Origin of the sequence: Pseudomonas sp. PS01301 (assembly GCF_029960215.1) — a bacterium.
In the GTDB taxonomy this organism is placed as follows: domain Bacteria; phylum Pseudomonadota; class Gammaproteobacteria; order Pseudomonadales; family Pseudomonadaceae; genus Aquipseudomonas; species Aquipseudomonas coleopterorum.
Map to the genome: position 1 here is coordinate 11910 of NZ_JASCPM010000047.1, position 23877 is coordinate 35786.

Below are 23877 nucleotides of genomic sequence, written 5' to 3' on the forward strand. Positions count from 1 at the left end.
CGTTGATAACGTGCGTCTATCGGTTGCAGCCGCTATGCTGGGCTCGCAACTTCATGGACGCACGTTATGACCCTCACAGAATTGCGCTACATCGTTACCCTGGCTCAGGAGCAACACTTCGGCCACGCGGCCGAGCGCTGCCATGTCAGCCAGCCCACTCTCTCGGTCGGCGTCAAGAAGCTCGAGGACGAGCTCGGCGTGCTGATCTTCGAGCGCAGCAAGAGCGCCGTACGCCTGACCCCCGTCGGTGAAGGCATCGTGGCTCAGGCGCAGAAAGTGCTCGAGCAGGCCCAGGGTATCCGCGAACTGGCTCAGGCCGGCAAGAACCAGCTCACCGCACCGCTCAAGGTCGGCGCCATCTATACCGTCGGCCCGTATCTGTTCCCACACCTCATTCCGCAACTGCACCGCGTGGCGCCGCAGATGCCGCTGTACATCGAGGAAAACTTCACTCACATCCTGCGCGACAAGCTGCGCAATGGTGAGCTGGACGCGGTGATCATCGCCCTGCCGTTCAACGAAGCCGATGTACTGACCCTGCCGCTCTATGACGAGCCGTTCTACGTTCTGATGCCTGCGGATCACCCCTGGACGCGCAAGGAAACCATCGATTCGGGCCTGCTCAACGACAAGAGCCTGCTGCTGCTGGGTGAAGGTCACTGTTTCCGAGACCAGGTCCTGGAAGCCTGCCCGACCCTGACCAAGGGCTCGGAAGGCGCCAAGCACACCACCGTCGAGTCCAGCTCGCTGGAAACCATTCGGCACATGGTTGCGTCCGGCCTGGGTGTTTCGATCCTGCCGTTGTCGGCCGTCGACAGCCATCACTACGCGCCTGGCGTCATCGAAGTCCGGCCACTGACCCCACCGACCCCGTTCCGCACCGTAGCGATCGCCTGGCGCGCCAGCTTTCCCCGGCCCAAGGCCATCGAGATTCTCGCCGATTCGATCCGTCTGTGTTCGGTGGCCAAGCCGGTGGGCCGCGACGCGCCATGACCGAGCTGGCTCAGGTATCGGTCACTGCGCTCAAGGGCGTGGGCGAGGCGATGGCGGAAAAACTCGCCAAGGTGGGTCTCGAAAACCTCCAGGATGTGTTGTTCCACCTGCCCCTGCGCTATCAGGACCGCACCCGGGTGGTCCCGATCGGGGCGTTGCGTCCTGGCCAGGATGCGGTCATCGAGGGGGTGGTCAGCGGTGCCGACGTCTCAATGGGCAAGCGCCGCAGCCTGTTGGTGCGCCTGGGCGATGGCAGTGGCTCGCTGAGCCTGCGCTTCTATCATTTCAGCAATGCCCAGAAGGAAGCGCTCAAGCGCGGCACGCATGTGCGCTGCTATGGCGAAGCACGGCCCGGTGCCTCGGGACTTGAGATCTACCACCCCGAATACCGCGTCCTGACCGGGGAGCAAGACATCCCGGTCGAGCAGAACCTGACGCCGATCTACCCGACCACCGAAGGCCTGACCCAACAGCGTTTGCGTCAGTTGTCGCAGCAGGCCCTCGACCTGCTGGGGCCGCGCAGCCTGCCCGACTGGTTGCCGCTGGAGCTGGCGCGCGAGCACCAACTGGCCCCTCTGGATGAAGCGATCCGCTACCTGCACCGCCCGCCGCCGGATGCCGACCTCGAAGAGCTTGCGGTGGGTCATCACTGGGCTCAGCACCGCCTGGCTTTCGAAGAGCTGCTGACCCATCAGCTGTCCCAGCAGCGCCTGCGTGAAAGCCTGCGCGCCCAACGCGCGCCTGCCCTGCCGCTGGCCCGGGACCTGCCGGTGCGCTACCTGGACAACCTGGGGTTTGCGCCTACCGGTGCACAACGTCGGGTGGGTGCGGAAATCGCCTACGACCTGAGCCAGCCCGAGCCGATGCTGCGCCTGGTGCAGGGCGACGTCGGTGCCGGCAAGACCGTGGTGGCGGCCCTGGCCGCCTTGCAGGCACTGGAGGCGGGTTATCAGGTGGCGCTGATGGCGCCGACCGAGATTCTCGCCGAGCAGCACTTCATCACCTTCCAGCGCTGGCTCGAACCGCTGGGCATCGAAGTGGCCTGGCTGGCCGGCAAGCTCAAGGGCAAGGCACGGGTCGGTGCACTCGAGCGTATCGCCGGTGGCGCGCCGATGGTGGTGGGTACCCACGCCCTGTTTCAGGCCGAGGTGCAGTTCGCCCGGTTGGCTCTGGTGATCATCGATGAGCAACACCGCTTCGGCGTACAGCAACGCCTGGCGTTGCGGCAGAAAGGCGTGGGCGGAACGATGTGCCCGCACCAACTGATCATGACCGCTACGCCGATCCCGCGGACGTTGGCGATGAGTGCCTACGCCGACCTCGACACCTCCGTACTCGACGAACTACCGCCCGGGCGTACGCCGGTCAACACCGTGCTGGTGGCCGACAGCCGCCGCCCCGAGGTGGTGGAGCGGGTGCGCGCCGCCTGTGCCGAGGGTCGCCAGGCCTATTGGGTCTGCACGCTGATCGAGGAATCCGAAGAACTCACCTGCCAGGCCGCGCAAAGTACTTTCGAAGAGCTTACCCTGGCCTTGGGTGAGCTGCGGGTCGGGTTGATTCACGGGCGCATGAAGCCTGCCGAAAAGGCCGAGGTCATGGCCTGGTTCAAGGCCGGCGATCTGCAACTGCTGGTGGCCACCACCGTGATCGAAGTCGGGGTGGATGTGCCCAATTCCAGCCTGATGATCATCGAGAATCCGGAACGCCTGGGGCTCGCCCAGCTCCATCAGTTGCGGGGACGCGTCGGTCGCGGCAGCGCCGCCAGCCACTGCGTATTGCTCTACCACCCACCCCTGTCGCAGATCGGTCGGGAACGGCTGGGTATCATGCGCGAAACCAACGACGGCTTCGTGATTGCCGAAAAGGACCTGCAGCTGCGCGGTCCCGGCGAGATGCTGGGCACCCGGCAAACGGGCCTGCTGCAGTTCAAGGTCGCCGACCTGATGCGCGACGCCGACTTGCTGCCGGCAGTGCGCGAAGCGGCCCAGGTGCTCATCGAGCGCTGGCCGGGCCATGTCACGCCGCTGCTCGAGCGCTGGCTGCGGCATGGGCAGCAATACGGTCAAGTCTGAAGCGCTCCAGAAACTTGTGTGATACAGGTCTCGGTTTCCTGGGCAAGCTGAGTATACTGAGGCGAATGTAGGACAATGGATGCAGACCATGAATGAACTTGCGCTGGAAGCCGTCACTTCGCCCGTCCCCTCCGTGATCCAGAAGATGCTCAACGATTCGGGCATCGCCTGGACGGCGGTGGATGCACGACAGGTGACCGCCGCCGATGCCGGCCGCACGATCCAGGCGGTTCTGCTGGCCGATGAGGTCGGGGCACTCATGGTGCTGTTTCCCCAGAGTCAGTTGCTGGACCTGAATCGCTTGACCGAACTGACCGGGCGCAAGCTCACGGCCGTGTCCGAGGAACGCCTGACCGCTATGCTGGGCAAGCACCAGCTGGCCTTGCTGCCGGGCCTGCCGATCCTGACCAGTTCGCCGTGCCTGTACGACGAGCGCTTGATGCTCGAACCCACGTTGCTGGTCAGCTCCGGCGAACCCGGCGGGTGGCTCGAACTGAGCGGCGATGATTTCCGCAAGATGCTGACCAAAGCCAGTTCCGGCTCTTTTGGCCAACCCTTGGCCAATGTCCGCCCCAACCTGGATCGTCCCGATGACGACGGCAAGGAAATCACCCGCGCGGTGCAGAATTTCACCGCACGGCGTATCCAACAGCGTCTGGAATCGACCATCGAGATTCCTCCCCTGGCAACCACGGCACAGAAGATCATCAAGCTGCGCGTCGATCCCAATGCCACCATCGACGATATCACCGGCGTGGTCGAAACCGATCCGGCGCTGGCTGCGCAGGTGGTCAGCTGGGCCGCGTCACCTTATTACGCCTCACCGGGCAAGATTCGTTCGGTGGAAGACGCCATCGTTCGGGTGCTCGGTTTCGATCTGGTGATCAATCTGGCGCTGGGTCTGGCCTTGGGCAAGACCTTGAACATGCCCAAGGATCATCCGCGTCAGGCCACGCCACACTGGCATCAGTCCATTTATGTGGCTGCAGTGATCGAAGGCCTGACCCGTGCCATGCCTCGGGCCAGCCGCCCGGAAGCAGGCCTCACCTACCTGGCCGGCTTGCTGCACAACTTCGGCTATCTGCTACTCGCTCACCTGTTTCCGCCGCATTTCCAGCTGATCTGTCGTCATCTCGAAGTCAATCCGCACCTGCAGCATGATTTCATCGAGCAGCATCTGCTGGGCGTGACGCGAGAGCAGATGGGCGCCTGGCTGATGCGCTACTGGGAAATGCCGGAAGAACTGAGCACCGCGCTACGGTTCCAGCACGACCCCAGCTACACCGGCGAGCACGCCGCCTACGCCAATCTGGTGTGCCTGGCCATTCGCCTGTTGCGCAGCCGCGGCATCGGCAGCGGCGATCAGTACATTCCGGATGCCTTGTTCGAGCGCCTGGAACTGAGCCGAGACAAGGCCGAAGCGGTAGTCAGTAAAGTGCTGGAAGCCGAAGCGCTGCTGCGCGAGCTGGCCCACCAGTTCGACTGACAGGTGCGCGGTGAGCTCAGCGCTTTCTGGGCTTGAGGTATTTCATCGCGCCCTGAAACCACACGACCAGCGCCGGATTGCCCTTGATCTGGATGTGCTTGTCCTGAATGCCCTGCATGAACGCCAGCTGTTTGTTGCTGGCCTGCAGGGTGTCGTAGCCGTACTTGGCGTCCTTGAAGGCAATCGCGAAGGCCGGCTTTTCCACGCTGCCGCTGCGGCTGCTCACCCGTTGATCGCGGACGATGAAGTGCCGCGCGATCTTGCCGTCCAGTGTCTGTAACTGAAACACCAGTTCCTTGTCCTTGAGCTGCTGGGCGAAGGCTGGGTTGTTGCGGCTGGCGCGGGCCATCATCAGGCCCATGGCCCAGAGCAGGAAGCGGAATTTCATGGCGAAGCCTCGGCGCGGGAAAGTGGCGGCGAGTGTACCGGCAATGCTCCGTTCAAGGCAGTCCGGCTAAGGCGGGGCAGGCTATCTGGCCGTTATGGCGGCAGGTATGTCGCAGGCACCCGGCGGACCGGGTGCCATGGCAGGTCGCTCAGCGGTGCGATGCCAGGTTCTTCAATTCACACTGTCCTTGAGAAACTTCCCAGGCTTGAAGGCAACGGTATTGCTGGCCTTGATCTTCACCGGCTCGCCGGTCTGCGGATTCTTGCCGGTGCGGGCGCCGCGGTGGCGTTGGATGAAGGTGCCGAAGCCCACCAGAGTGACACTGTCCTTGCGGTGCAGTGCGCCGGTGATTTCTTCGAGTACGGCATTCAAGACGCGGTTGGCCTGTTCCTTGGTCAGGTCCGCTTTCTCAGCAATGGCATCTACGAGCTCTGGTTTACGCATGGTGAAGCCTCTTATGGCGGTTTTTGTTTTTATTGGCGACTGCCTGGTGGACGGCAACGCCCAACTCGCCGCAGGCTCTACACTGCGGCAGACGGAGTGAGAATGGCACGCTGCACGAGGGCGCGCCAGTGTCTGCCACGGGTTTGTTACGGCAAAGTGCCGGTTATTCCGACAGAACGGCGCCTATCGGCAATGCGGCACCCGAATGCGGGTCACCATCAACCGATTTCGATCATTTCGAAATCCATTTTGCCCACGCCGCAGTCGGGGCACAGCCAGTCTTCGGGCACGTCTTGCCAAAGGGTGCCGGCAGCGATGCCATCCTCGGGCCAGCCGTCGGCTTCGTTATAGATCAAGCCACAGACGATACATTGCCACTTCTTCATCATTTCCCCTCGGTATTCAGGCGATCTGGCGGGCGCTCGATGGTAAGACGTTGTCGCCCGGCTCTCGCGGTTTGTACTGATCAACGCCGCGCGATGCAAGCTTCATCAGGCGGGAACGGCCAATCGGCACCGGCAAACATGATAAAGTCGACGTCTTTCCAGCCGACCCGATTCACTACCGTGCCCCATTCAGGATTCCCCTCCCCCGATTGGCAATGCCTGGCCGACGCCGAACCGCTGGTACACGATTGGCTGTTCGACCCAGGTTCCCTGACCCGCCGTTTGATTCAGCTCAGCGATGACCATTTCGGCGTCCGCGTGCTGCTGCAGGACTGGCAACCGCTGCGTGATGAAGAATGCCTGGCGCTGGCTGTGGCGCGAGGCAGCCAGGGGTGGGTGCGCGAGGTCTGTCTGCTCGGCCATGGCGAGCCCTGGGTGTTCGCCCGCAGCGTGGCGGCACGCAGCAGCCTGCAGGACAGCGACCTGGACCTGCAGGCGTTGGGCAACCGTTCGCTGGGCGAGCTGCTGTTCTGCGACCCGGCCTTCGTTCGTGGTCCCATTCAGACCTGCCGCTACCCGGCCCGGTGGCTGCCCGCCCAGCAGGCCAGCGAGGGGCTGTGGGCCAGACGCTCGCGTTTCGACCGGGGGTCGCTGGCGGTGCTGGTCGCCGAAGTCTTCCTGCCGCCTGTTTGGCAAGCCGTTCGTAACCCAGTGGAGCACCGTTGATGTACCAGAGCCTGCTCAAGTCGCTGAACCGGCTGAACCCGCGCGCCTGGGATTTCATTCAGCTCACGCGCATGGACAAGCCCATCGGCGTCTACCTGTTGCTGTGGCCGACCCTGTGGGCCCTGTGGATCGCCGGTGAAGGCAGGCCTTCGCTGGCCAATCTGGTCATCTTCGTCGCCGGTGTGGTGCTGATGCGCGCGGCTGGTTGCGTGATCAACGACTTCGCCGACCGCAAGGTCGATGGCCACGTCAAGCGGACCGAAGCGCGGCCCTTGGTCAGCGGCAAGATCAGCAGCAAGGAAGCGCTGGTGTTCTTTGCCGTGCTGGTCGGCATCAGTTTCGTGCTGGTGCTGTGCACCAATGCCCAGACCATCGGCCTGTCGGTAGGCGGCTTGATATTGGCGGCAAGCTATCCGTTCATGAAACGCTACACCTACTACCCGCAGGTGGTGCTGGGCATGGCGTTCTCGTGGGGCATGCCGATGGCATTCACCGCCGAAACTGGCGAGTTGCCAGCGGCCGCCTGGCTGCTGTGGATCGCCAACCTGCTGTGGACCGTGGCCTATGACACCTACTACGCCATGACCGACCGCGATGACGACCTGCGCATCGGGGTGAAGTCCACCGCCATCCTGTTCGGCGCCGCCGATCGCCTGATCATTGTCATCCTGCAGGGGCTGGCCTTGGCCTGCCTGCTGCTGGCCGGCGCACGGTTCGGCCTCGGCGGCTGGTTCCACGCGGGCCTGGCGGTGGCCGCGCTGTGTTTCGCCTGGCAGTGGTGGCATACCCGCGAGCGCGAGCGCATGGCCTGCTTCAGGGCGTTCCTGCACAACCATTGGGTAGGGTTGGCGATCTTCCTGGGCATTATGCTCGACTACGCCCTGCGCTGACGCCTTCCCTGGCCGTCGCACCGGATCGAGGCGTGCAGCTCAGTCTTCGACGGGACGGGCGACCTGCCAGGCGTTGTCTTTCTTGCCGTCACCGCTGGTGTCGCCAGGCTTCTTGTCAGCCTTGTAGGTGTACAGCGGGCTGCCCATGTAGGCCCACTGCAGGCTGCCGTCGTCGCGGCTGATCACGGTCCAGTCGCCGTCGTCGGCGGCACCCTTGTCGGCCATCAGCGGCGGCCAGTTCTTCGCGCAGTCGGCGTTGCACGTCGACTTGCCGTCTTCGTCTTCGGCATAGGTGTAGAGCGTCATGCCGCGGCTGTCGACGAACGCCTTGCCCGGCTCCAGGCGCGGGTGGTCGGCGGCCATGGCCAGGCCGGACAGCGTCAGCGCCAGGGCGCCACACAGGGCCGTCCAGGCCGAAGTCGTACGATTCTTCATGGGTGCCTCTCGTCATCAATGAACAGGGATTTACAGCTTAGTACAGTCTGAATAACTTGATACGCTCGAGCAGCTGTCACACGACTGCAATAATTGCGTTATCTAATGCGGCGCATGACAGGGTAATGACAAGAGGTTTGCACAATGGCTGGCAGGAGCATTCTCATCGTCGACGATGAGGCACCGATCCGCGAAATGATCGCCGTAGCCCTGGAAATGGCAGGCTACGACAGCTTCGAGGCGGAGAACGCGCAGCAGGCCCATGCGATCATCGTCGACCGCAAACCCGATCTCATCCTGCTCGACTGGATGCTGCCCGGCACCTCGGGCATCGAACTGGCACGCCGCCTCAAGCGCGACGAGCTGACCGGCGATATCCCGATCATCATGCTCACCGCCAAGGGTGAGGAAGACAACAAGATCCAGGGGCTGGAAGTCGGTGCCGACGACTACATCACCAAGCCGTTCTCGCCACGCGAACTGGTGGCCCGGCTCAAGGCCGTGCTGCGCCGCGCCGGCCCCAGCGATGGCGAATCGCCGATCGAGGTCGGTGGCCTGTTGCTGGATCCGATCAGCCATCGCGTCACCATCGACGGCAAGCCCGCCGAGATGGGGCCTACCGAATACCGTCTGTTGCAGTTCTTCATGACCCACCAGGAGCGTGCCTACACTCGCGGGCAGTTGCTCGACCAGGTCTGGGGCGGCAATGTCTACGTCGAGGAGCGCACCGTGGACGTTCACATCCGTCGGCTGCGCAAGGCCTTGGGCGACGCCTACGAAAATCTGGTACAAACCGTGCGCGGCACCGGTTACCGCTTTTCCACCAAGAGCTGAACCGGCAGGTTTTCACAGCATAGGATGCGCGATACGTGAAACAAGACTGGTATGCCACCCTCGTGCGTCACATGCTGTTGCTGGTAGCGGGGTGCCTGCTGGTCGGGCTGATCACCGGTCATTACGGTTGGTGTCTGGCGCTGGGTCTGGCGGTGTACCTGGCCTGGACGCTCAAACAGCTGCTGCGTCTGCACCGCTGGCTGCGCGAGCACCAGCCGGATCAACCGCCGCCCGACGGCTATGGCCTGTGGGGTGAGGTGTTCGACAGCATTTATCACATGCAGCGCCGCGATCAGCGCGCGCGCGGGCGTCTGCAGGCCGTGATCGATCGCGTGCAGGAATCCACTGCAGCTCTGCGCGATGCCGTGATCATGCTCGATGCCGACGGCAACCTGGAATGGTGGAACCGCGCGGCCGAGACCCTGCTGGGCCTCAAGACCCCACAGGACAGTGGTCAGCCGGTGACCAACCTGATCCGCCATCCGCGCTTCAAGGAATACTTCGCCCAAGAGCAGTACGCCGAGCCGCTGGAGATTCCCTCGCCGGTCAACGACCGTCTGCGTGTGCAATTTCTGATCACCCGCTATGGCAACAATGAACACCTGATGCTGGTGCGCGACGTGACCCGCATCCATCAGCTGGAACAGATGCGCAAGGATTTCGTGGCTAATGTGTCCCACGAGCTGCGCACACCGCTGACCGTGATCACCGGCTACCTGGAGACCCTGCTGGACAACGTCGAGGACGTGAACCCGCGCTGGACCCGGGCCCTGCAACAGATGGAGCAGCAAGGCGTGCGCATGCAGACCCTGCTCAACGACCTGCTGTTGCTGGCCAAGCTGGAAGCCACCGATTACCCCTCGGACAACCTGCCGGTAGCGGTCACGGCTCTGCTGCACAGTATCGTCAGCGACGCCCGGGCACTGTCCGGGCCGCGCAACCAGACGATCAGCCTGGACATCGAAAACGAGGTGCTGCTCAAGGGCAGCGAGGCCGAACTGCGCAGCGCGTTTTCCAACCTGATTTTCAACGCGGTGAAATACACGCCGGAACAGGGGACCATCCGCGTACGCTGCTGGACCGACGCCCAGGGCGCCCATCTGCGGGTACAGGATTCGGGGATCGGCATCGATGCCAAGCACCTGCCGCGTCTGACCGAGCGTTTCTATCGCGTGGACTCCAGTCGAGCCTCCAACACTGGTGGCACCGGGCTGGGGCTGGCCATCGTCAAGCACGTGCTGCTTCGCCATCGGGCGACGCTGGAGATCAGCAGCGTGCCGGGTCATGGCAGTATCTTCACGTGTCACTTCTCGTTGGTACAGGTGGTGGTTCGGTAACCGCGCAGGGCGCGATCCTGTCGGGGGGGCGGTCATCGGCCGCGAAGCAGGCGCTGGTGTGTTGGGAGAACGCTGCATATGGCTGCCTTATCAGCACACCCCCTAGGCAAGGGCCCGTCCAGCCGTTACATTGCCAAACACATTACCCACCCTGGGTATCGCCTCACTCCCCTCCAGCACACGGACACCGTAAAACGCCACCATGGACCCTTCCACAGGCATCTCCCTTTCGTCACTGTTCGCCGACTTCGGCATGATTCTTTTCGCTCTGTTCCTGGTCTTGCTCAACGGCTTCTTCGTAGCCGCCGAGTTCGCCATGGTCAAGCTGCGCTCGACCCGGGTAGAGGCCATCGCCAAGAAGCATGGATGGCGTGGCAGCATTCTGCGCACGGTCCACAGCCAGCTCGATGCCTACCTTTCCGCCTGCCAGCTGGGTATCACCCTGGCCTCGCTGGGCCTGGGCTGGGTCGGTGAACCGGCGTTCGCACACATCCTCGAACCGTTGCTGGGCGCCGTCGGCGTGCAGTCGCCGGAAGTCATCAAGGGCGTGTCGTTCTTCAGCGCCTTCTTCGTTATCTCGTACCTGCACATCGTGGTTGGCGAGCTGGCACCCAAGTCCTGGGCGATCCGCAAGCCAGAGCTGCTGTCGATGTGGACGGCGGTGCCGCTGTACCTGTTCTACTGGGCCATGTACCCGGCCATCTACCTGCTCAATGCCAGTGCCAATGGCATTCTGCGCATTGCCGGCCAGGGCGAACCCGGCCCGCACCACGAGCACCATTACAGCCGCGACGAGCTCAAGCTGATCCTGCACTCAAGCCGTGGCCAAGACCCCAGTGACCAAGGCATGCGCGTACTGGCCTCGGCAGTGGAGATGGGTGAACTGGAGGTGGTCGATTGGGCCAACTCGCGCGAAGACCTGGTGAGCCTGGAATTCAACGCGCCGCTCAAGGAAATCCTGGCGATGTTTCGTCGCCACAAGTTCAGCCGCTATCCGGTGTACGACACCGAGCGCGAAGAGTTCGTCGGCCTGCTGCACATCAAGGATCTGCTGCTGGAACTGGCGGCGCTCGACCACCTGCCCGAGTCGTTCAACCTGGCCGAGCTGACCCGTCCTCTGGAACGGGTGTCGCGGCACATGCCGTTGTCGCGTCTGCTGGAGCAGTTCCGCAAGGGCGGCGCGCACTTTGCGCTGGTCGAGGAGGCCGATGGCAAGATCATCGGTTACCTGACCATGGAAGACGTGCTGGAAGTGCTGGTCGGCGACATCCAGGACGAACACCGCAAGGCCGAGCGCGGCATTCTGGCCTATCAACCCGGGAAGCTGCTGGTGCGGGGCGATACGCCGCTGTTCAAGGTCGAGCGGCTGCTGGGGGTGGACCTGGATCACATTGAGGCGGAAACCCTGGCGGGTTTGATCTACGAGACCCTCAAGCGGGTGCCCGAGGAAGAGGAGCTGCTGGAGGTAGAAGGCCTGCGCATCATCATCAAGAAGATGAAGGGGCCCAAGATCATCTTGGCCAAGGTGCTCAAGATCGAGTGAGTTGTGGCAGGTCAGTGCTGCCTGCGAGTGGGGCGTTGGGATGTGCAGTGGGTTTGATGGCCCCTTCGCGGGTAGAACCCGCTCCCACAGGGGGGCGTCGGGGATCACGGTGTGCATTGGGCTCGATGGCCTCTTCGCGGGTAGAACCCGCTCTCACAGGGGGGAGGTTGCTGCAAGGGGGTTACTGGCCGCCGACGGCGAAGTTGGGCAGTACGCCCAGTGGCCGGTCGAACTGGTAGGGAATCGACTCCAGCGCCAGGCCGACGTTGCGTTGCACCACGAAGTGCAGGTGCGGGCCGGTGCTGTTGCCGGTGTTGCCCGAGCGCGCCAGCGCCGAGCCGACGCTGACCTGTTGCCCTTCCTTAACGCTCACCGAACCGCGCATCAGGTGCAGATAGACACCCATGGTGCCGTCCTCGTGGAGGATGCGCACGAAGTTGCCCGACGGGTTGTCGCCGCGGTTGTTCTGGTTATTTTCCACCTTGATCACCGTACCGCCGCGCGCTGCGATGATCGGCGTGCCTTCGGGCATGGCGATGTCCATGGCGTAGCGCCCTTTGGCGCCGAAATGGCTATAGGTGCCATTGGGCCCCTGGGTCAGGCGGAAGGGTCCGCCGCGCCAGGGGAAGGGGTAGCGGTAGCCATGCGCCTCGCCCTGCGGGTCGCCGATGGAGGACACCAGGGTCTGGGCATAGCCCAGCGGCTTGCCGACCTGCTGGGCCGTCAGTGTCACCAGGCTGACGCTGCTGCGCGCTGGCACGACGCGGCGGATGCTGCTGGGCGGCAGACCCTGCACGTTGCGCAACTTGCTCAGTTTCAGCTCGACCTCGACGGGTGCGTACAGATCGTTGCGCACCATGAAGTTGGCGCTGCCCTTGCCTTTCTTCACTTCCAGACGAACCTGCCGGTCGATCCGCTCGACGATGCGCTCACGCATCACGAAGACCCGTGCGCCGGGCACGGGCCGGTCGGTGTAGGAAGTGACGCCATCGGCATTGGTGAACTTGTAGACGGTCGCGGCCTGAGCCATAAGAGCGGCCGCGAGCAGGCCGCAGATCAGCAGGAGGCGATAGACCATGGGGACGATGTCTGAAGGGGAACGTGCGCCAAGATTAGCAGGTATCTGCAGAGCGGCAATGTGCCATCTGTCAGGCACCTGGCACGAAATGCTTCTGCACCGAGCCCCGGGCGATCAGGCGCGAGACGTAGTCGAGTTTCTGCGCATCCTGGTCGAGAAAACGGAAGGTCAGCTGCAGCCAGTCGCTGTCGGGCTTGGGCTCGAACGCGGCCACGGCGTGCAGATAGCCGTTGAGACGCGCCACCTCGGCATTTTCGCCCTGCTCCAGATCGAGCACCGCCAGTTCCAGCACCTGAGGCAGCGTGTCGGTGCGCCGCACGACCAGCAACGCCTCCTTGAGGCTCAAGGCCTTGATCACGCACTGTTGGCTGCCGCCGGGCAGGCGCAGCTGGCCTTGTCCACGCCCCATGGGCGCGGTGGCTCGCGCACCTGGTGCTGGCGTACGGGCCGGTATTGCAGCGGCGGCCGGCCGAGGCGCAGGGGCTACAGGTCGCGCAGGCTCGGCGCGGCCCGAGGTCAGCGCACTCAGCGAATCGTTGGCAAAGGCCGAGGCGGCCTGTTGGCGCGTCGGTGCACCGGCTGCCAGCGCCTGCAGCTTGCCGACCTTGGCCAGGGCCTTCTTGACCTTGGTCATCAGCTGCTCATTGGTGAACGGCTTGCCGATATAGTCCGACACGCCAGCCTGGATCGCCTGCACGACGTTTTCCTTGTCGCCACGGCTGGTCACCATGATGAAGGGCAAGGTCTTGGTGTTTTCCTGCTCGCGGGTCCAGGTCAGCAGTTCAAGGCCGGACATTTCCGGCATTTCCCAGTCGCACAGCACCATGTCGTAGCTGTTGTGCATCATCAGCGACTGCGCCTTGCGGCCGTTCACTGCATCCTCGACGACGATGCCGGGAAAGGCATTGCGCAGGCATTTCTTCACCAGGTCGCGAATGAACGGCGCATCATCCACTACCAGCACACTGATCTTGCTCATCGACCGCTCCTGAAAACCGCGCAGGCATCGCCACTCGCCGAAGGCCACGTGCCGTTCGGCGGGGCTGGCCACACGGCTGCCTCGCTTCGCCCCACAACGAAAAACGCCCGGCAAAGGCCGGGCGTTCGTGTCGGACCCTCTTACTTATCGTCAGGTTGGTCCAGAACATTAGCGCTGTCGAGGGTGCCTTCGACTTCCTGCTTCATGCGCTTGAGGCCCATGTGCCGCACATCGGTGCCGCGGACCAGGTAAATCACCAGTTCGGAGATGTTGCGCGCATGGTCGCCGATGCGCTCCAGCGAGCGCAGCACCCAGATCACGTTGAGCACGCGGGAGATGGAGCGCGGGTCTTCCATCATGTAGGTGACCAGCTCGCGCAGGGCGGTCTTGTACTCGCGATCGATGGTCTTGTCGTACTGGGCCACCGACAGGGCCAGGTCGGCGTCGAAGCGGGCGAAGGCGTCGAGCGCGTCGCGCACCATGATCCGCACCTGGTCGCCGATGTGGCGCACCTCGACGTAGCCACGCGGCGACTCGCCCTCCTCGCACAGCTGAATGGCCCGGCGGGCGATCTTGGTGGATTCGTCGCCGATACGCTCCAGGTCGATCACCGATTTGGAAATGCTGATGATCAGCCGCAGGTCCGAGGCCGCCGGCTGTCGCCGCGCCAGGATGCGCAGGCATTCCTCGTCGATGTTGCGTTCCATCTGGTTGATCTGCTCGTCGACCTCGCGCACCTGCTGGGCCAGGCCGGAGTCGGCCTCGATCAGCGCGGTGACCGCGTCGTTGACTTGCTTCTCGACCAGCCCGCCCATGGCCAGCAGGTGGCTGCGCACCTCCTCGAGTTCGGCGTTGAACTGCTGCGAGATGTGATGGGTGAGGCCTTCTTTACTGATCATGGGTCGAATCCTTGGTGCGTCCGCTCGGGATGATGCCAGCAACGGCGGCGAAGCCCTAGCCGTAGCGACCGGTGATGTAGTCTTCGGTCTGCTTCTTGGCCGGGTTGGTGAACAGCGTGTCGGTGTCGCCGAACTCCACCAGCTTGCCCATGTACATGAACGCCGTGTAGTCGGACACCCGTGCGGCCTGCTGCATGTTGTGGGTGACGATGACGATGGTGTACTTGGACTTGAGCTCGTAGATCAATTCCTCGACCTTGAGCGTGGAGATCGGATCGAGTGCCGAGCAGGGCTCGTCGAGCAGCAAGACCTCGGGCTCCACGGCGATGGTACGGGCGATCACCAGACGCTGCTGCTGGCCGCCGGACAGGCCCAGGGCGGACTCGTGCAGGCGGTCCTTGACCTCGTCCCACAGCGCCGCGCCCCTGAGTGCCCATTCGACCGCTTCGTCGAGGATGCGCTTCTTGTTGATGCCCTGGATGCGCAGGCCGTAGACCACGTTTTCGTAGATGGTCTTGGGAAACGGATTGGGCTTCTGAAACACCATGCCGACGCGGCGGCGCAGTTCGGCGACGTCTTCGCCCTTGCGGTAGATATCGTTGCCATAGAGGTTGATCGCGCCCTGCACGCGGCAGCCGTCGACCAGGTCGTTCATGCGGTTGAAGGTGCGCAGCAGGGTCGACTTGCCGCAGCCCGAAGGACCGATGAACGCGGTCACGCGCTGTTTGGGGATGTTCATGGCGATGTCGAACAGCGCTTGCTTGTCGCCGTAGAACAGGCTCAGGCCGGGCACTTCGATGGCCACGGTCTCCTTGGCCAGGTTCAGGCTCTGCTTGTCGCGTCCCAGGGCCGACAGGTTGATGCCATGGGATGGGTTTTCATGCTGCATGGCAGACTCCAAAGGCTGTCAAATTCGGTTGGCGCTGCAAATGTGAGGTGCGGGTGAGCGCACTCAACTGTCCAGCGCCTTGTACTTCTCGCGCAAATGGTTGCGAATCCAGACCGCCGACAGGTTCAGCGTAGCGATCACCAGCACCAGCAACAATGCGGTGGCATACACCAGCGGTCGCGCCGCCTCGACGTTGGGGCTCTGGAAGCCGACGTCGTAGATATGAAAGCCCAGGTGCATGATCTTCTGGTCCAGGTGCAGGTACGGGTAGTTGCCATCCAGCGGCAGCGACGGCGCCAGCTTGACCACGCCCACCAGCATCAGCGGGGCCACCTCGCCGGCGGCACGGGCCACCGCCAGGATCATGCCGGTCATCATCGCCGGGCTCGCCATGGGCAGGACGATCTTCCACAGGGTTTCCGCCTTGGTCGCACCCAGGGCCAGGGAGCCTTCGCGCACGGTCCGCGGAATCCGCGCCAGGCCCTCTTCGGTGGCCACGATCACCACTGGCACCGCCAGCAACGCCAGGGTCAGCGACGCCCATAGCAGCCCCGGCGTGCCGAAGGTCGGCACCGGCAGGGCTTCGGGAAAGAACAGCCGATCGAGCGAGCCGCCCAGCACATAGACGAAGAAGCCCAGGCCGAACACGCCATAGACGATGGCTGGCACACCGGCCAGGTTGTTCACCGCGATGCGAATCAGACGGGTGACGGTATTCTGTTTCGCGTATTCGCGCAGATAGACCGCCGCCAGCACGCCAAACGGCGTGACGATGACGGCCATGATCAGGGTCATCATCACCGTGCCGAAAATGGCCGGGAAGATCCCGCCTTCGGTATTGGCTTCACGCGGATCGTCGCTGAGGAATTCCCACATCTTGTAGAAGTAGAAACCCAGCTTGGTCAGCGTGCTCATGGCATTGGGCTGATAGGCGTGGACGATCTGGCCCAGTTGGACCTCGATTTCCTTGCCGTTGGCGTCGCGCACCGTGATGCTGTCGCGGTTGACCTGGGCATGCAGCGCACCGAGGCGGGTTTCGATGTCCTTGTAGCGCGCATCGAGTTCGGCACGCTCGGCGTCCATGTCGGCCTGAGCGGCGGGGTTGAGCTGGCCTTCGAGCTCCAGGCGACGGCTTTGCAGGCGCAGCCTTTCGAGCCCGGCGTTGACCTTGCCGATGTCGGATTTTTCCAGTCGGCCGAGCGCGTCCGCCAGGTCGCTGACCCGCAAGATGCGGCTTTGCAGCTCCGGCCAGGCACCCTCGCCCTCGGCCACGACCTTGCCCTGCTCCTTGATGTTGACCAGGTAGCCGTAGAAATTGCCCCACTCGCGACGTTCCAGCGCCAGCAATTCGGGTGGGGTGCTCTGTTCGGTCAGCCAGTCACCGACGATCCAGGTGAAGTCGGCACCGTTGATGTCGCGGTTGCCCACCTTGACCAGCTCTCGGGTCATGAACTCGGGACCGTCGTCGGGCACCGGCAGGCCAGCGCTCTTCAGGCGTTCGCGCGGCACCTCTTCCTGCTGCACGATCTCGCCGATGACCAGATGATTGGCCATCCCCGGCACGTTGTAGCTGGCGTGGACCAGGTCCGCCGGCCAGAAGTGCGCCAGACCGCGCACGGCGATCACGGCCAGCAGGCCCAGCGTCATGATGACCGCGATGGACACGGCGCCACCGCTGATCCAGACACCGGGCGAGCCGCTCTTGAACCAGCCTTTCAGGGAGTTCTGCTTCACAGCCGGCTACCTTTTCTCAAAGCGATGAATATTTCTTGCGCAGACGCTGACGAATCAGCTCGGCCGCGGTGTTCATGACGAAGGTGAACAACAGCAACACCAGGGCCGAGAGGAACAGCACCCGGTAATGGCTGCCGCCCACTTCCGACTCCGGCATTTCCACCGCCACGTTGGCGGCCAGGGTGCGCAGTCCTTCGAACAGGTTCATTTCCATGACCGGCGTGTTGCCGGTGGCCATCAGCACGATCATGGTTTCGCCCACGGCCCGGCCCATGCCGATCATCAACGCCGAGAAGATGCCCGGGCTGGCGGTAAGGATCACCACGCGCGTCAATGTCTGCCACGGCGTGGCGCCCAGCGCCAGCGAGCCAAGGGTCAAGCCGCGCGGCACGCTGAACACGGCGTCCTCGGCAATCGAATAGATGTTGGGAATGACCGCGAAGCCCATGGCCAGGCCCACTACCAGCGCGTTGCGCTGATCGTAGGTGATGCCCAGGTCATTGCTGATCCACAGGCGCATGTCGCCGCCGAACCACCAGGTTTCCAGGAACGGGCTCATGTACAGCGCGAACCAGCCCACCAGCAGGATCACCGGGATCAAGATCGCACTTTCCCAACCATCCGGGATGCGCAGGCGAATCGACTCGGGCAGACGACTGACCAGAAAGCCTGCACTCAGGATGCCCAGCGGCGTGAGCAGAAGCAGGCTGAAGATACCCGGCAGATGGCCTTCCACATAGGGTGCCAGAAACAGGCCGGCGAAGAAGCCGAGGATCACCGTGGGCATGGCTTCCATCAGCTCGATGACCGGTTTGACCTTGCGCCGCATGCCCGGAGCCATGAAGTAGGCGGTGTAGATCGCGGCGGCGATGGCCAGTGGCGCGGCGAGCAGCATCGCGTAGAACGCGGCCTTCAAGGTACCGAAGGTCAACGGCGCCAGGCTCATCTTGGGCTCGAAATCGGTGTTGGCCGCCGTCGACTGCCAGACGTAGGCGGGCTTGTCGTAGTTCTCGTACCAGACCTTGCTCCACATCGAGCTCCACGACACTTCCGGATGCGGGTTGTGCAGGCTCAACGGCTGCAATGCGCCGTTGGCTTCGACCATGAGCCTGTTGGCCCGTGGCGACAAGGCGTAGATACCGGGGCCGTCGACCACCTGCTCGACCAGTAACGTACGGTGGGCGGTGCTGTGGAACACGCCCAGCTGGCCCGAAGCGTCCAGGGCGGTAAAGCCCTTGCGGCGCTGTTCGGAGCTGATCTGCACGATCGGCGAGTGGCCCATCTGGAACGTACGGATCTGCTTGAGGCGCGGCTCGCCGTCCTCGTCGCGAGCCATGAACCATTGCGCCAGGCCGCCCTTGGAGTCGCCGATGATCAGCGAGATGCCGCCGACCAGTTGCGCGCTGGCGGTGATCTGGGTGTCGGCGTTCTCGCTGAGCTTGTAGCGGCCGTTCATGCTGCGGTCACGCAGGCTGAAGACATCGGCCTGGGCGCGTCCGTTGATCACGTACAGCCACTGCTGGCGCGGGTCGATGAAGATCGCCTTCACCGCCTGGTTCATCTGCGGCAGCTCGATGCGCTTCTGCTCGTTGGTGACCTCGCCGGTCATCATGCTTTCTTCGCGGGTGAGCTGCAGCACGTTGAGCTGGTCGCCGGTCGAGCCGGCCAGAATCAGGCTGGCGTCGCTGGCATTGAGACTGACCCGCTCCAGGGCGCGGCCCTGGGGGTCGAGCGCGATGGGGGCATCGCCATAGGGGTATTCGATCGCCGGCGTGATGGTCTTGTTGCCGCCCGGGTAGGTCACCCGGTAGGTGTGGCGAAACACCAGGGCCTGGCCGTTGGACAGGCCCAGTACCACCAACGGGGTACCGGGCTGGTCCTTGGCGCTGGCAGTCACGGTCACGCCGGCTGGAATGGGTAACGATGTGCGCGACAGCTCTTCGCCCGTCTGGGCGTTGAAGAACAGCGCGACCCCCTGCTCCGAAACGCGCATGCCCGCCTCGTTCTGCTCCTCGAGCGCGTACACCAGCGGTTTACCGGCGTCCTGCAGCCAGGCCGGATGCAGTGTCGGCTCCACGGTCAGGTCGGCGCCCTTGAACAGCGGCACGACTACATAGGCGAGGAAGAAGAAGATCAGCGTGATCGCCGCCAGCACGGCCAAGCCACCCACCAGGACGTACCAACGCGTGAAGCGATCCTTGAGCGCACGAATGCGCCGCTTGCGTTGCATCTCGGGGGTGTTGAAATCGATGCGCTTGGGTGGAGAAGTCGGGGTCATCGGGGAATTGGCCAGATCGTTCATGCGCACACCCTAGCGATCCTGTATGACAGAAACATGACAATGAGGTGACGCGCCGAAATCGCCGTCCGGCACAAGGCCGTCGGCGAATGGGTACACGGCAATTTCCGTAGGAGCGGTCCGTGGCCGCGAAACAGTCACCGCGGTACATCAGGTTTCACGGCGGCGCGCTTTTCGCGGCCACAGACCGCTCCTACGAAGTCAGGGGGTCGTTCACTGCTTGGCGACGTCGGCCCCTTCCTTCAGGCCCAGGTCAGCCAGCGCCTTGGCAGCGACCTTGGCGGGCAAGGGAATGTAGCCATCCTTGACCACGACTTCCTGGCCCTGCTTGGACAGCATCAGCTTGACGAACTCGGCCTCCAGCGGTGCCAGCGGCTTGTTGGGCGCCTTGTTCACGTACACATAGAGGAAGCGCGACAACGGGTACTTGCCGTTCAGGGCGTTCTCTTCGGTGTCTTCTATGAACTCGCTGCTGCCCTTCTTGGCCAGCGGCACGGTCTTCACGCTGGCTGTCTTGTAGCCGATACCCGAGTAACCGATGCCGTTCAGCGAACTGCTGATCGACTGCACCACCGAAGCCGAGCCCGGCTGTTCGTTCACGTTGGGCTTGTAGTCACCCTTGCACAGGGCTTCTTCCTTGAAGTAGCCGTAGGTGCCGGACACCGAGTTGCGACCGAACAGCTGCACCGGCTTGTTGGCCAGGTCGCCGGTCACGCCCAGGTCGCCCCAGGTTTTCACATCGGCCTTGGCGCCGCACAGGCGGGTGGACGAGAACACGGCGTCGACCTGCTCCATGGTCAGGTGCTGGATCGGGTTGTCCTTGTGCACGAACACGGCCAGGGCGTCGACGGCTACGGGAATGGCGGTAGGCTTGTAGCCGTATTTCTGTTCGAAGGCCGCCATTTCGGTGTCCTTCATCTTGCGGCTCATCGGACCCAGGTTGGCGGTGCCCTCGATCAGCGCCGTGGGCGCAGTGGCCGAGCCTGCTGCCTGGATCTGGATGTTGACGTTGGGGTATTCCTTCTTGTAGTTCTCGGCCCACAAGGTCATCAGGTTGGCTAGGGTATCGGAGCCGACACTGGACAGGTTGCCCGACACGCCGGTGGTCTTGACGTAGGCAGGGATGGAAGGGTCGACGGCGGCTACCGCATTGGCCGTGGCAACACCAGCAGCGACAAAGGTCATGGCGGCCATCAAACGCGTGAGTTTCATGCCTTGCTCCTAGCAAATCCAGAAAAGGGTGTTGAATCGGCGCTCAGTATCGGTGGGCCGTGCGAACACTCTATGAAAGGATTGTGACAGTAGGATGAATGGCCATCATCCCCGGCGGGACCCGTTCGCCGGTAGAACCGGCGAACGAGGCCGTCGGAATCAGCGCTTCTTGGCCATCAGGTAAAGCCCGCACACGAAGCCGATCACGCAGATCGCCGCCACATAGTAGGCCGGACCCATGGGGTTGGACTTCATCAGCAGAGTGACCGCCATCGGCGTCAGGCCACCGAAGATGGCATAGGCCACGTTGTACGAGAACGACAGGCCGGAGAACCGCACCACGGCCGGGAAGGCCTTGACCATCACGTACGGCACCGCGCCGATCACGCCCACGCACAGGCCCGTCACCGCATACAGCGGGAACAGCCAATCGGGGTGATCGTGCAGGCTGTGGAACAGGGTCCACGAGGTGGCCAGCAGCGCCAGGCTGCCGAACACGAACACCTTGCCGGCGCCGAAGCGGTCGGCCAGCGCGCCCGAGCCGATGCAGCCCAGGCTGAGGAACACGATCGCCAGGCTGTTGGCCTGCAGCGACTGCTTGGGGGTGAAGCCGTAGAGGGTCTGCAGGATGGTCGGGGTCATCAGGATGACCACGATGATCCCCGCCGACAGCAACCAGGTCAGCAGCATGGAGATGGCGACCGCCCCGCGATGGTCGCGCAGCACCGTGCGCAGCGGCACTTCGGCGGCCAGTGCCTTGCGTTGCTGCAGCTCGGCGAAGACCGGAGTTTCATGCAGCCAGCGACGCAGGTACACCGACGCCAGACCGAATACACCGCCAATCAGGAACGGGATCCGCCAGGCGTAATCCGACACCTCGGCCGGGGTATAGATGCTGTTGATGGCCGTGGCCATCAGCGACCCCAGCAGGATCCCGCTGGTCAGGCCGCAGGTCAGCGTGCCGCAGGCATAGCCGACGTTGCGCCCCGGCACGTGCTCGGAGACGAACACCCAGGCACCGGGCACTTCACCGCCGATGGCCGCCCCTTGGATCACGCGCATCAGCAACAGCAGGATCGGCGCGAAGATGCCGATCTGCGCGTACGTCGGCAGCAGACCCATGATCAGGGTCGGCACGGCCATCATGAAGATGCTCAAGGTAAACATCTTCTTGCGCCCCAGCAGGTCGCCGAAGTGCGCCATGATGATGCCGCCCAGCGGACGCGCCAGGTAACCGGCGGCGAAGATGCCGAAGGTCTGCATCAGCCGCAGCCACTCGGGCATGTCGGCGGGGAAGAACAACTTGCCCACCACGGCGGCGAAGAATACGAAGATAATGAAGTCATAGAACTCAAGTGCACCGCCCAGGGCGGACAACGAAAGTGTCTTGTAATCACTGCGGGTCAGCGGACGCGAAGGCGGAGCGATACTCGAAGGCGCGGCGGTCATTTGATGTTCTCTTATATACAAATCCACAGCTTTGTTGCTGTTTAGGGTTTGGCAGTGCAAGCACGATAGCAAATTGCTAGAAAAAGCACATGGCCTGTATTGGCAAACGCAGTAATTGAACAGCGAACGGTCGTTATAGCGGTTCTGCGCCTATATACTGGGCGTTATTGAAGGGTTTTGTGCGAAAACGCAGCTAGCGTTGTAGCCGATTTCGCAGAGGTACCCTGTGTGCGCCAGTTGAAAGAAAAGCCGTGTAGGCTTTTGTCATTGGCGACGATCGATGCGCCACTCCAATAAAGCGTCACGGGTCAGAGGCCCCCCGGCATGATTGAACTCGAACAAGAAGATCCCATTCCCCAAGGCGACCTGGCCTTGCAGATCACCGCGCTGCCGCGCGAAACCAACGGCTTCGGCGATATTTTCGGCGGCTGGCTGGTTGCCCAGATGGACCTGGCCGGCACGGCCATGGCCAGCAAGGTCGCCGGAGGGCGCGTGGCGACGGTGGCCATCGATCGCATGGCCTTCCTGGTCCCGGTTGCCGTCGGTGCGCAGTTGTCCTTCTACACCCAGACCCTGGAGATCGGCCGCAGCTCGATCCAGATGATGGTCGAGGTGTGGAGCGACGATCCGCTGTCCAGCGAATGGCGCAAGGTCACCGAGGCCGTGTTCGTGTTCGTCGCCATCGACGGCAGCGGTCGCACCCGCGCGGTACCGCCGCGGCGCTGATGGTCCCCCAGCGCGTCACCCGACTTTTTGAACCCATAGCGAGAACTCTACATGTCTGAGCCGCAGGTCGAATCGGTCAAGCTCGATGAACTCAATTGCTGGCGCATCAGCACCGATCAGGCCGAGCTGCTGATCGCGCAGCAAGGCGCCCAGGTGATCAGCTACCAGCGCCACGGCCAGCAGCCGCTGATCTGGCCCAACCCCGCTGCCTTCTACAAATCGGGCAAGGCCATTCGCACTGGCGTGCCGGTGTGCTGGCCGTGGTTCGGCAATCTGGCCCGCAACCCCGAGTCGGTGCAGGCCATGCGTACCGCCACCGACGAAGCGCCCGCTCACGGCCTGGTGCGGACGGTGGACTGGGAGCTGCTGGGCATCGACCAGCTCGAATCGGACATCAAGGTCGAATTGAGCGTACCGCAGGCCGCTCGCGGCGAACTGCCGGGATGGCCGCACAAGGTCGAGGTCAAGCTGTGCGTGGTGCTCGGCGAGACCCTGGAGATCACCTTGCACAGCCGCAATCTGGACGACCATCCCGTGACCCTGAGTCAGGCACTGCACAGTTACTTCGCCGTCAGTGACGTGCGCCAGGCCACGGTCGAGTGCCTGGGCGGCCTGACCTACATCGAAACCCTGGACGACTGGCAGCCTCGCCAGCAGGCCGGTGTGCTCGGGTTTGCCGGCGAGACCGACCGGATCTACCTGAACACTCCGGCGCAGCTGAGCTTCGTCGACCCGGGCTGGCAGCGTCGGGTAACGCTCGCCTCCACCGGTTCGCGCAGCGCAGTGGTGTGGAACCCATGGACCGCACGGGCCGCAGCCTTGCCGGACATGGCCGACGACGGTTGGCAGGGCATGCTGTGCATCGAGACGGCGAACGTCTGGGACGACGTGGTCACACTGGCGCCAGGCGCGGCCTGTGCCATGGGTGTGAGGTTTACTGCTTCACAGCTGTGATCTTTGCAGGCAGGTCTGGCCTCTTCGCGGGCAGAGGGCTCGCCGCCCGCCCCGCTCCCACAGGTCAATGTGATTACCTGTGGGAGCGGGCTCTGCCCGCGAAGAGGCCAGACCGGCAAACTCA

Annotated in this window: 22 protein-coding genes; 10 read left to right on the forward strand and 12 right to left on the reverse strand. The window is 63.5% G+C overall.

The genetic code is table 11. The features are described from left to right. Positions 1-66: 66 nt before the first annotated feature. The 3 genes from QMX89_RS19350 (at position 67) to QMX89_RS19360 (ending at position 4551) form a co-directional block, all read left to right on the forward strand. A complete protein-coding gene (locus QMX89_RS19350; protein WP_049860377.1) occupies positions 67-993 on the forward strand; it encodes a hydrogen peroxide-inducible genes activator in 927 nt (308 codons plus the stop codon). Further along, positions 990-3065, forward strand: a complete 2076-nt coding sequence (gene recG, locus QMX89_RS19355) for an ATP-dependent DNA helicase RecG (RefSeq protein ID WP_056844912.1) — start codon at positions 990-992, stop codon at positions 3063-3065. The genes QMX89_RS19350 and recG overlap by 4 nt, the downstream gene beginning before the upstream one ends. An 88-nt stretch (positions 3066-3153) precedes the next feature. Further along, positions 3154-4551: an aminoacyl-tRNA deacylase and HDOD domain-containing protein gene (locus tag QMX89_RS19360; RefSeq protein ID WP_049860378.1), complete on the forward strand. Its 1398-nt coding sequence runs from the start codon at positions 3154-3156 to the stop codon at positions 4549-4551. A 16-nt stretch (positions 4552-4567) separates the two neighbouring features. Here QMX89_RS19360 and QMX89_RS19365 read toward each other — a convergent pair whose 3' ends face one another. The 3 genes from QMX89_RS19365 to QMX89_RS19375 all read right to left on the reverse strand — a co-directional run bounded on the left by QMX89_RS19365 (position 4568) and on the right by QMX89_RS19375 (position 5769). Beyond that, the gene (locus QMX89_RS19365) at positions 4568-4939 is read right to left on the reverse strand and encodes a helicase (protein ID WP_282349463.1); all 372 of its coding nucleotides are present in this window, start codon (positions 4937-4939) and stop codon (positions 4568-4570) included. 171 nt (positions 4940-5110) lie between these two features. Then, entirely contained in the window at positions 5111-5383 is a 273-nt protein-coding gene (locus QMX89_RS19370; RefSeq protein ID WP_049860380.1) for an HU family DNA-binding protein, read from the reverse strand. 218 nt (positions 5384-5601) lie between these two features. After that, positions 5602-5769 carry a rubredoxin gene (locus tag QMX89_RS19375; RefSeq protein WP_049860547.1) on the reverse strand — a complete coding sequence of 56 codons (168 nt, stop codon included), beginning with the start codon at positions 5767-5769 and terminating at the stop codon, positions 5602-5604. 219 nt (positions 5770-5988) lie between these two features. Between QMX89_RS19375 and QMX89_RS19380 the strand changes: the two genes are divergently transcribed. Together QMX89_RS19380 and ubiA are read left to right on the forward strand one after the other, a co-directional pair. Continuing rightward, complete coding sequence (locus QMX89_RS19380; RefSeq protein ID WP_282349479.1) at positions 5989-6495, forward strand: chorismate lyase; 507 nt, start codon at positions 5989-5991, stop codon at positions 6493-6495. Beyond that, positions 6495-7385 (forward strand): 4-hydroxybenzoate octaprenyltransferase, encoded by an 891-nt coding sequence (gene ubiA / locus QMX89_RS19385; protein ID WP_282349465.1) that lies wholly within the window; start codon positions 6495-6497, stop codon positions 7383-7385. Before QMX89_RS19380 ends, ubiA begins: the two co-directional genes overlap by 1 nt. Before the next feature lie 39 nt (positions 7386-7424). Here ubiA and QMX89_RS19390 read toward each other — a convergent pair whose 3' ends face one another. Beyond that, positions 7425-7820, reverse strand: a complete 396-nt coding sequence (locus QMX89_RS19390) for a hypothetical protein (protein WP_282349467.1) — start codon at positions 7818-7820, stop codon at positions 7425-7427. Between the two features lie 144 nt (positions 7821-7964). Here QMX89_RS19390 and phoB point away from each other — a divergent pair, with 144 nt between their 5' ends. The 3 genes from phoB (at position 7965) to QMX89_RS19405 (ending at position 11534) form a co-directional block, all read left to right on the forward strand. Beyond that, complete coding sequence (gene phoB, locus QMX89_RS19395; RefSeq protein WP_043192154.1) at positions 7965-8654, forward strand: phosphate regulon transcriptional regulator PhoB; 690 nt, start codon at positions 7965-7967, stop codon at positions 8652-8654. Between the two features lie 71 nt (positions 8655-8725). Further along, a complete protein-coding gene (phoR, locus tag QMX89_RS19400; protein WP_240050041.1) occupies positions 8726-9991 on the forward strand; it encodes a phosphate regulon sensor histidine kinase PhoR in 1266 nt (421 codons plus the stop codon). 202 nt (positions 9992-10193) lie between these two features. Next, the gene (locus QMX89_RS19405) at positions 10194-11534 is read left to right on the forward strand and encodes a hemolysin family protein (RefSeq protein WP_043192150.1); all 1341 of its coding nucleotides are present in this window, start codon (positions 10194-10196) and stop codon (positions 11532-11534) included. Between the two features lie 181 nt (positions 11535-11715). On the opposite strand, the gene QMX89_RS19410 is transcribed toward QMX89_RS19405, so the two are convergent. The 8 genes from QMX89_RS19410 to QMX89_RS19445 all read right to left on the reverse strand — a co-directional run bounded on the left by QMX89_RS19410 (position 11716) and on the right by QMX89_RS19445 (position 22073). Then, a complete protein-coding gene (locus tag QMX89_RS19410; RefSeq protein WP_282349473.1) occupies positions 11716-12612 on the reverse strand; it encodes a peptidoglycan DD-metalloendopeptidase family protein in 897 nt (298 codons plus the stop codon). 70 nt (positions 12613-12682) lie between these two features. Continuing rightward, positions 12683-13591: a response regulator gene (locus QMX89_RS19415; protein ID WP_282349474.1), complete on the reverse strand. Its 909-nt coding sequence runs from the start codon at positions 13589-13591 to the stop codon at positions 12683-12685. Positions 13592-13731: 140 nt separating this feature from the next. Then, entirely contained in the window at positions 13732-14490 is a 759-nt protein-coding gene (phoU, locus tag QMX89_RS19420; protein ID WP_043192144.1) for a phosphate signaling complex protein PhoU, read from the reverse strand. Positions 14491-14545: 55 nt separating this feature from the next. Then, a complete protein-coding gene (gene pstB / locus QMX89_RS19425) occupies positions 14546-15379 on the reverse strand; it encodes a phosphate ABC transporter ATP-binding protein PstB (protein ID WP_049860387.1) in 834 nt (277 codons plus the stop codon). 63 nt (positions 15380-15442) lie between these two features. Continuing rightward, positions 15443-17113: a phosphate ABC transporter permease PstA gene (pstA, locus tag QMX89_RS19430; RefSeq protein ID WP_282349475.1), complete on the reverse strand. Its 1671-nt coding sequence runs from the start codon at positions 17111-17113 to the stop codon at positions 15443-15445. Positions 17114-17129: 16 nt separating this feature from the next. Beyond that, complete coding sequence (locus tag QMX89_RS19435; protein WP_177327961.1) at positions 17130-19163, reverse strand: ABC transporter permease subunit; 2034 nt, start codon at positions 19161-19163, stop codon at positions 17130-17132. Positions 19164-19625: 462 nt separating this feature from the next. After that, complete coding sequence (locus tag QMX89_RS19440; protein WP_049860390.1) at positions 19626-20624, reverse strand: phosphate ABC transporter substrate-binding protein PstS family protein; 999 nt, start codon at positions 20622-20624, stop codon at positions 19626-19628. A 159-nt stretch (positions 20625-20783) separates the two neighbouring features. Then, a complete protein-coding gene (locus tag QMX89_RS19445) occupies positions 20784-22073 on the reverse strand; it encodes an MFS transporter (protein WP_192066449.1) in 1290 nt (429 codons plus the stop codon). 324 nt (positions 22074-22397) lie between these two features. Between QMX89_RS19445 and QMX89_RS19450 the strand changes: the two genes are divergently transcribed. Then, positions 22398-22799, forward strand: a complete 402-nt coding sequence (locus QMX89_RS19450; protein WP_043192132.1) for an acyl-CoA thioesterase — start codon at positions 22398-22400, stop codon at positions 22797-22799. Positions 22800-22850: 51 nt separating this feature from the next. After that, positions 22851-23753 (forward strand): D-hexose-6-phosphate mutarotase, encoded by a 903-nt coding sequence (locus QMX89_RS19455; RefSeq protein ID WP_282349478.1) that lies wholly within the window; start codon positions 22851-22853, stop codon positions 23751-23753. Positions 23754-23877 lie beyond the last annotated feature (124 nt).

Bases quoted from the DNA above. Each gene is read 5' to 3' on its own strand.
- QMX89_RS19350 (WP_049860377.1), top strand. From the start codon at position 67: ATGACCCTCACAGAATTGCGCTACATCGTTACCCTGGCTCAGGAGCAA.
- recG (WP_056844912.1), top strand. From the start codon at position 990: ATGACCGAGCTGGCTCAGGTATCGGTCACTGCGCTCAAGGGCGTGGGC.
- QMX89_RS19360 (WP_049860378.1), top strand. From the start codon at position 3,154: ATGAATGAACTTGCGCTGGAAGCCGTCACTTCGCCCGTCCCCTCCGTG.
- QMX89_RS19365 (WP_282349463.1), bottom strand. From the start codon at position 4,939: ATGAAATTCCGCTTCCTGCTCTGGGCCATGGGCCTGATGATGGCCCGC.
- QMX89_RS19370 (WP_049860380.1), bottom strand. From the start codon at position 5,383: ATGCGTAAACCAGAGCTCGTAGATGCCATTGCTGAGAAAGCGGACCTG.
- QMX89_RS19375 (WP_049860547.1), bottom strand. From the start codon at position 5,769: ATGAAGAAGTGGCAATGTATCGTCTGTGGCTTGATCTATAACGAAGCC.
- ubiA (WP_282349465.1), top strand. From the start codon at position 6,495: ATGTACCAGAGCCTGCTCAAGTCGCTGAACCGGCTGAACCCGCGCGCC.
- QMX89_RS19390 (WP_282349467.1), bottom strand. From the start codon at position 7,820: ATGAAGAATCGTACGACTTCGGCCTGGACGGCCCTGTGTGGCGCCCTG.
- phoB (WP_043192154.1), top strand. From the start codon at position 7,965: ATGGCTGGCAGGAGCATTCTCATCGTCGACGATGAGGCACCGATCCGC.
- phoR (WP_240050041.1), top strand. From the start codon at position 8,726: ATGCTGTTGCTGGTAGCGGGGTGCCTGCTGGTCGGGCTGATCACCGGT.
- QMX89_RS19405 (WP_043192150.1), top strand. From the start codon at position 10,194: ATGGACCCTTCCACAGGCATCTCCCTTTCGTCACTGTTCGCCGACTTC.
- QMX89_RS19410 (WP_282349473.1), bottom strand. From the start codon at position 12,612: ATGGTCTATCGCCTCCTGCTGATCTGCGGCCTGCTCGCGGCCGCTCTT.
- QMX89_RS19415 (WP_282349474.1), bottom strand. From the start codon at position 13,591: ATGAGCAAGATCAGTGTGCTGGTAGTGGATGATGCGCCGTTCATTCGC.
- phoU (WP_043192144.1), bottom strand. From the start codon at position 14,490: ATGATCAGTAAAGAAGGCCTCACCCATCACATCTCGCAGCAGTTCAAC.
- pstB (WP_049860387.1), bottom strand. From the start codon at position 15,379: ATGCAGCATGAAAACCCATCCCATGGCATCAACCTGTCGGCCCTGGGA.
- QMX89_RS19440 (WP_049860390.1), bottom strand. From the start codon at position 20,624: ATGAAACTCACGCGTTTGATGGCCGCCATGACCTTTGTCGCTGCTGGT.
- QMX89_RS19445 (WP_192066449.1), bottom strand. From the start codon at position 22,073: ATGACCGCCGCGCCTTCGAGTATCGCTCCGCCTTCGCGTCCGCTGACC.
- QMX89_RS19450 (WP_043192132.1), top strand. From the start codon at position 22,398: ATGATTGAACTCGAACAAGAAGATCCCATTCCCCAAGGCGACCTGGCC.
- QMX89_RS19455 (WP_282349478.1), top strand. From the start codon at position 22,851: ATGTCTGAGCCGCAGGTCGAATCGGTCAAGCTCGATGAACTCAATTGC.